The organism is Streptomyces sp. NPDC002588 (genome assembly GCF_040295925.1).
Taxonomy (GTDB): Bacteria; Actinomycetota; Actinomycetes; order Streptomycetales; family Streptomycetaceae; genus Streptomyces.
The window spans coordinates 112,525-119,528 of the sequence record NZ_JBEOWF010000034.1; the positions used below are offsets into that span (position 1 = coordinate 112,525).

General features: G+C 72.9%; 4 protein-coding genes. 2 read left to right on the plus strand and 2 right to left on the minus strand.

Annotated elements, in window-relative coordinates; all coding sequences use genetic code 11:
- Positions 1–25: 25 nt before the first annotated feature.
- The gene (locus ABT057_RS32965) at positions 26–3,691 is read right to left on the minus strand and encodes an AMP-binding protein (RefSeq protein ID WP_352347318.1); all 3,666 of its coding nucleotides are present in this window, start codon (positions 3,689–3,691) and stop codon (positions 26–28) included.
- Complete coding sequence (locus tag ABT057_RS32970; protein WP_352347319.1) at positions 3,688–4,623, minus strand: helix-turn-helix domain-containing protein; 936 nt, start codon at positions 4,621–4,623, stop codon at positions 3,688–3,690. Before ABT057_RS32970 ends, ABT057_RS32965 begins: the two co-directional genes overlap by 4 nt.
- A gap of 124 nt (positions 4,624–4,747) precedes the next feature.
- Here ABT057_RS32970 and ABT057_RS32975 point away from each other — a divergent pair, with 124 nt between their 5' ends.
- Both ABT057_RS32975 and ABT057_RS32980 read left to right on the plus strand, forming a co-directional pair.
- On the plus strand, positions 4,748–5,533 hold the full coding sequence (locus ABT057_RS32975; protein ID WP_352347320.1) for a helix-turn-helix domain-containing protein: 786 nt from the start codon (positions 4,748–4,750) through the stop codon (positions 5,531–5,533).
- 208 nt (positions 5,534–5,741) lie between these two features.
- Positions 5,742–6,914, plus strand: coding sequence for a 4-hydroxybenzoate 3-monooxygenase (locus ABT057_RS32980; protein WP_352347321.1), 1,173 nt, complete (start codon positions 5,742–5,744; stop codon positions 6,912–6,914).
- The last annotated feature ends 90 nt before the right edge of the window (positions 6,915–7,004 follow it).

Consider the following 7,004-nt stretch of genomic DNA (forward strand, 5'->3'; position numbering starts at 1 on the left):
CGCCGCGCCCCGCCCGCCAGGACGCTCAGTTCGCCGAGGTCAGCACCCCGGCCACGGAGCGGTCGCCCAGGTCGCGGCCGGCGCCGGGCAGGACGTGGAGTTTCCCGTAGTCCGGGGACGGCAGCGCCAGCCGGATCAGGTCGGGCACCCGGAACGCGAGGACGGCCGGGTCGCCCTGGTCCACCGGCACCACCACATGGTGGTCGCACAGCCGGCCCACCAACGACTGGGCGGACCAGGTGTCGCCGCCCAGCAGCCGCCGGGCCAGGGGGATGTCGAAGGGGGCCGTGCCGGTCGTCGCCAGCAGCGCCAGCGCCCGGCGCAGCGAGCCGGGCAGCCGGGCGATGGCGCCGGCCGCCCGGGCCAGCACGTCGCAGGCCTCGTCGTGCAGTTCCGCCGCCAGGTGACCGTCGTCCACCAGCGCACCGGCCAGGTCGGGCAGCGTCCACATCGGGCGGGCCGCGAACTTCTCGCCCACGGCGCGCAGGGTCAGCGGGAAGTTGCCCATCAGCCGGGTGACCTCGGACAGCACGCCCGGTTCGGCGGCGCTGCGCTCGGGCCCCGCGACCCGGGCGAAGAAGTCGGCCGCGTCCCGGGCCGACAGCGGTCCGAGCGGCAGGGTCAGGGCGCCGGGCAGGCCGGGCAGCCGGACCCGGGAGGTCACCAGCGCGAGGCTCGCGCCGCCGGCCGGCAGCAGCGGCAGTACCTGGTCGGTGCCGGCGGCGTCGTCCAGCAGCATCAGCAGCGACCGCCCGGCGCTGAACGACCGCAGGAGACCGGCCAGTTCCTCACTGTCCTCGGGCAGCCCGGCCGGGTTCTCGCCGCAGTCCCGCAGCAGCCCGCGCAGTACGGCGGCCGGCGGCCGGGGCCGGTCCTCGTCGTCGTGCAGCCGGACGTGCAGCACCCCGTCCGGGAACCGGCCGGTGATCCGGTGCGCCGCGTGCACGGCGAGCGCGGTCTTGCCCACCCCGGCCGGCCCCAGGACCACGACGACCCGCGGGCTCTCCCCGGCCGTCCCCTCCTCGGTGAGGGCGGTCAGCTCGGCCAGTTCAGCGGTGCGCCCGGTGAAGTCCGGCGCGTCCAGGGGCAGTCGGCCCCGGGCGGCGGGCGCGGGAGGTGCGGCGGAAGCCGGGACGGACGCGGATTCGGGTGCCGGTGCGGGTGTGGGTGCGGGTGCGAACTCCGGCACCGGCTGCGGCAACGCCTCGCTCAGCACGTCCTGTTGCAGCTTCTGCAGCCGCTCGGAGGGTTCGATGCCCAGCTCGTCGACGAGCGCGCGGCGCAGCCGTGCGAACGCCTCCAGGGCCGTGGCGCGCTGCCCCGACCGGTGCGCGGCGAGCATCAGCTGCGCGGCGAACTCCTCGTTGAGCGGATGGTCACCGGTGATCTGCTGCAACTCCCCCACCAGGCCCCGGTGGCGGCCGAGGTGCAGGTCCGCGGTGATGCGCAGCTCCAGCGCGCCGAGCCGGGAGTCGGCGATCTGCGCGATCTGCGCGGCGAGCAGCGGTCCGGTCTCCAGACCGGCGAAGGGCTCGCCCCGCCACAGCGCGAGCGCCTCGCGCAGCACGGCCGCCGCGGTGCGCGGATCGCCCTCTCCGAGCGCGCTGCGGGCTCGGACCACCTTGTGGTCGAACTCCCACAGGTCGAGCTCGCCGGGCTGGAGGTCGAGCCGGTAGCCGCCCGACCCGGTCCGCACCCGCTCGCAGGGGTTGACGGGGCAGTGCAGCGCCTTGCGGATCTGGTAGACGTACGTCTGCACGGTCTTGCGGGCCAGCCGCGGCGGCTCGGACTCCCACAGCTCCTCGATCAGGGCCGAGGTCGACACCAGACGGTTGGCGTTCAGCAGCAGTACCGCAAGAGCCCGCCGGGCCATCGGAGCGGTGGGCGTGCGGTCCTCTCCCTGCGAGCGGATCTCCAGGGGGCCGAGCACCCCGATCCGCAGCGCGTCACCGTCCGCGGCGGCCCCCGTGGTGTCCCTCATGACGTTTTCCCCCTTCTCCGATCGTGCTGACCCTGCCTCGCGCGGAACGTCCGCGGCGTGCCGGCCGATACGATTCTGCGTTTCGTACCACTCCCGCATCCGGGATCTGCGGAGTTTCCCGATGCCGGTCCTGGGGATGTCCGCAACGTCCACCGCGACGACGTGCGCGACGCGCAGGCCGAGGCGGTCGGCGACGCGGGCGCGGACGGCCACCGACGCGTCGTCCGGGGCGGTGCCCGGGCGCGGGTGGTAGAAGACCGCGAGTTCCTCGCCGCCGTCGCCGGTGACCGGCGCGGCCACGGTGTGCGACGGGGTGACGAAGTCCAGTTCCTCCACGACGGCCTCGATCTCGTGGCTGTGGCAGCGCACCCCGTCGCACTCGACGAGGTCGTCCGCCCGGCCGGTGACCGTGAGGACACCGTCCTCGACGTAGGCCAGGTCGCCGGTGCGGAACCAGCCGTCGGGGGTGAAGGAGCGCTGGGTCTGCCCGGCGTCGTCCAGGTAGCCGCGGGTGACCGAGGGGCCGGTGACCTGGAGGTGACCGACGGTGCCGACGGGCACCGGCTCACCGCGGTCGTCGACGCAGCGCACGGCGGTACCCGGCTGGGGGCGCCCGGCCGGCACGGGGCGCCCGTCCTCCGTGGTGAGGTCGGAGAGCCGGCAGTCGACGACACCGGCGGCCGTCTCGGACATGCCCCAGCCGGGGAACATGGCGTCGCCGGGCAGCCCGTACGGGGCGAGCAGCGCCATGAACCGCCGCACCACCGCGGCGCGTACCGGCTCCCCGCCGTTCATGACGTAGCGCAGCCGGCTCAGGTCCCAGTTCCGGCCGGCCAGCCGGTGGGCCTGGTCGTTGAGGAGGGAGAAGGCGAAGTTGGGCGCCCAGGTCGTGCAGGCGCGGTGCCGGTGGGCGAGGTCCAGCCAGCGCAGCGGGTCGGCGAGGACCCAGTCCGGGCGGGCGTGCACCTGGTAGGCGCCGAGGTAGACGTCGCGCACATGGAACAGCAGCAGCCCGCCGGCGTGGTCCAGCGGCATCCAGTTGAGGGTGCGGGTCGCCCCGCCGAGCCCGTTGACGCGGGCGGTGGCGGCACTGCGGGCGAGGATGTTGCGGTGGCTGAGCATCACCGCCTTGGGCACTCCGGTGGAGCCCGAGGTGAGGAGCAGGGCCGCGAGGTCGTCGGGGCGGGCCGGGTGGCGGTGGTGGTCGGGGGCGTCGGCGCGCAGCAGCTGCGGGTGGCCGAGCCAGGCCCTGGCCCAGCTCGGGTGGGCCCGGGTGGTGGCGAGGACGGCCTGCTCCCGCCCGGTGACGACGCGGGGGCGGCCGTAACGCTGCCAGACCCCCTCCAGCAGGCCGGGCGCGGCGGCGCGGGCGGCCGGGGTGCTGCCGGTCCCGACGAGCAGCGGCACGAACCCGCCCAGCACACAGCCCCAGAAGACGGCCAGCAGCTCGCGTTCCTCGGCGATGTGCAGGACGACCCGCTCTCCCGGGCTCACTCCGGCCTCCCGCAGCCCGGCGAGCGTCCGGGCCGCCTCGTCCAGCAGCCGCGGATAACTCCAGTGGGTCTCGCCGCCGTCCCCTCCGACGAAGCACACGCCCTGGCCCTGGGCAGCGGGGGTGAGGGCGGCCCGGATCAGCGCGTTGCCGAGCGTGCCGCACTCGGGGTGCGGGGCGGGCCCGCCGTCCAGCAGGGAGCGTCCGGCGCCGGTCATGAGGGACGCTCCCGGCGGTACTCGGTGGGGGTGGTGCCGTAGCGGTCGCGGAACTGGCGGCTGAAGTGGGACGCCCCGTACAGGCCGGCCCGTTCGCCGATCAGCGCGACCGGCAGATGGTCCAGTGCGGGGTCGGCGAGTTCGGTACGGCAGCGGGCGAGCCGTTCGTCGCGGATCCAGCGGGCCGGGCTGATCCCGTGTTCCTGGAAGATCTTCTGCAGATAGCGCAGCGAGACATGATGCTCGCGGGCGATGGAGGCCGGGCTGAGACCGGGCTCGGCCAGCCGCTCGCGGACATGGGCCTGGATGTGCAGCATCAGCGTCTGCCGGGCGATCTGCGGGTCCTCGGCGACCTCACGCATGCGCTCCGCGAAGAGCGCCGCGGTCAGCCCCACCACACTGCCGCCGAGCAGATCGACCGCGGTCTCCACCTGGCTGCCGTGCCGGCCGAGCCCTTCGAGGAGCGAGGACAGCAGGGCGGCCAGGCCCTCGGCCCCGGACCACGGACGGGCGGTCAGGGGTTCGGCCTCGGGGGCGGTCAGGCCCACGAGGCGGTGCCCGACCATGACGTCGACCAGCCGGAAGTTCTCCGGCATGAGCACCTTGTAGGGGCGTGTGCTGTCGAAGCAGACGAGCTGCGGGGCGCGTACGGCGCCGTGCCGGCCGTCCTGGAAGACCCAGACCTCGCCGGTCATCGGCCGCACGACGCGCAGACAGCCCGCCGTCCGGGTGTCTATCTGCCGGTTCGGCCGGATCAGTTCGGCTGGGCCGCTGCCCTTGACCAGCGCCACCCGGACCCCGCCGAACTGGTGGGTCCTGGTGGTGCCGTCGAGCGGCTCGTCGTGCTCCCGGACGATCTGCACTCCGCCGCGGCCGGGTGGAGCGGCCCCGGCCGCGGCCCGCACCGGCTCCAGTTCATCGAGACGTGCCACCGCGTCAACCTCCATCCGTGTGTACTGTTCTCACTCTTCAAAGAAAACATACCCGCATGCCGGTATCGCAGTGGTATTGGAGAGTTCGATGACGCAGGCGAGACCATCGGTAAACTGACGGCCGATGCCGAAAGACCGCCAAACGTCAGCGACTCCGTCCGAGCCGGACGCGACGCCGCTCCAAGGCGCCGCGTGGCTGCCGCACGGCTACCAGCTCGATCCCCACTCGCACGCCGAGGGGCAGCTCGTCTACGCCGCAGCCGGAGCGCTGGCCACCGCCACGGAACGCGGAACATGGGTCGCGCCGGCCAACCGCGTCACCTGGACGCCCCCGCACTTCACACACTCACACCGCTTCTACGGCCAGACCGACGTACGCCTGCTCCAGGTCCCCCTCGACCTGTGCGCACAGCTCGTGAACCATCCCACCGTCTTCGCGGTCAGCCCGCTGCTGCGCGAAGCGCTCCTCGCGCTCACCGACAACCCGGAGCGGCGCCCCGGAGCGCACCGACGACTGCTCACCGTCATCGCGGACGAACTGGTCGACGCCGCCGAACACTCCCTCCACCTGCCGGAAGCCAACGACGACCGGCTTCGCGCCGCCACCGCGCTCCTGCACGAGGACCCTGCCCAGCCCCTGACCCTTGCCGAACTGGGCCGCAGGGTGGGGGCCGGCGAACGCACCCTCAGCCGCCTGTTCCACACCGAGTTGGGCATGAGTTTCCACCGCTGGCGCACCACCCTGCGCATCCACCACTCGCTGGCCCGCCTCACCGACGGGATGTCGGTGACCGAGACCGCAGTGGCGTGCGGCTGGTCCAACCCCTCCAGCTTCATCGACGCCTTCACCGAAGTCGTCGGCCAGACACCGGGCCGCTACCAGGCCGAACTGCGCCACCGCCGCTCCTGACAGCTGGCGTCTGCGCAGCTCGAATGCCGTGCCCGGCCTCGGCCTCCAGGTTGGCGGCTTTCCGGTATTCGCTGTCCATTCACCAGTGGTGTGCAGGGCAGGGGTCGTCGCAGGGTGTGGATGTACGCCGTACCACGCGGGCGGCGCCGCCGACGGCGGCCCTGCCGCGAACCGGCCCACCGCTCTGAGCACGGAGGCTCGCACACCCATGACCACGACACGCGACGACACGACCGTCGTCATCATCGGAGCCGGCGTCGCCGGACTGACCCTCGGCAACTTCCTGCTGCGCAACGGCATCGACTGCGTCGTGCTGGAGAAGCACCCCCGCACCTACGTCGAGAAGCGCCAGCGTGCCGGGACCATCGACACCTTCGGGGTGCGCATGTTCCGCGAGTGGGGCCTGGAGGAAGTCCTCGCGGGCGACCCGATCCCGCACAGCGCGGGCGGCTTCTACATCGACGGCCACGCGATGCCGATCGACGTGGACGACGACGACAACGAGAGCCTGTACTGCCCGCAGCAGGTCCTCGTACGCAACCTCACCGAGGTCTTCCTGCGCGAAGGCGGCGATCTGCGCTACGAAGCCGCCGAGGTCGCCCCGGAGAACCTCACCACGGGCCGCCCCGTCGTGCGCTACCGGGACACCGACGGCACGGCCCGGGCCATCGACTGCGACTTCATCGCCGGCTGCGACGGCTTCCACGGCGTGTCCCGCCGCAGCATCCCCGCCACGGCCCTGACCGAGTACTCCCACGAGTACGGCTACTCCTGGCTCAGCGCCCTGGCCGCCACCCCGACCAGCCCGTCCGGCATGGCGATCCACGAACTGGGCCTGGCCGGCATGATCCCCCGAGGCCCCGAGGCCAGCCGCATCTACCTCCAGTGCGCCGTCGACGACACCCCCGAGCAGTGGACGGACGAACGCATCTGGAGCGAGCTGGAAGCCCGCTTCGGCACCCCGCCCGCGCGCGGCAGGATCCTGTCCAAGCAGATCGTGCCGCTGCGCAGCGTGGTCTTCGACCCGATGAGCCACGGCAGGCTGTACCTGCTCGGCGACGCCGCCCACATCGTCCCGCCGATGAGCGCCAAGGGCATCCACCTCGCCCTGCATGACACCGAAGTCTTCGCCCGCGCTGTGATCCGCCACGCGAGGGAAGGCGACGCCGGCCTTCTCGACAGCTACTCGGAGACCTGCCTGCCGCACATCTGGAACTACCAGGCGTTCGCCACCTGGATCACCGACACCATGCACAACGCCGGATTCACCGGCTTCGAGGGCGAGTTCAAGAAGCGGATCGCCCGCGCCGAGCTCCAGCGCCAGTTCGCCTCGGAGTCGGCGAACAAGCTGTTCAGCGAACTCACCGCCGGAACCAACTAGTGCCGCGGCAGGCAACGTTTGCCCGTCAAGGAGCGGCGTCCGGCGCGTGCTCTCGGCGTGCCGGGTGCAAGCCCTCGTACTGGACGTACT

Bases quoted from the DNA above. Each gene is read 5' to 3' on its own strand.
- ABT057_RS32980 (WP_352347321.1), top strand. From the start codon at position 5,742: ATGACCACGACACGCGACGACACGACCGTCGTCATCATCGGAGCCGGC.
- ABT057_RS32965 (WP_352347318.1), bottom strand. From the start codon at position 3,691: ATGACCGGCGCCGGACGCTCCCTGCTGGACGGCGGGCCCGCCCCGCAC.
- ABT057_RS32975 (WP_352347320.1), top strand. From the start codon at position 4,748: ATGCCGAAAGACCGCCAAACGTCAGCGACTCCGTCCGAGCCGGACGCG.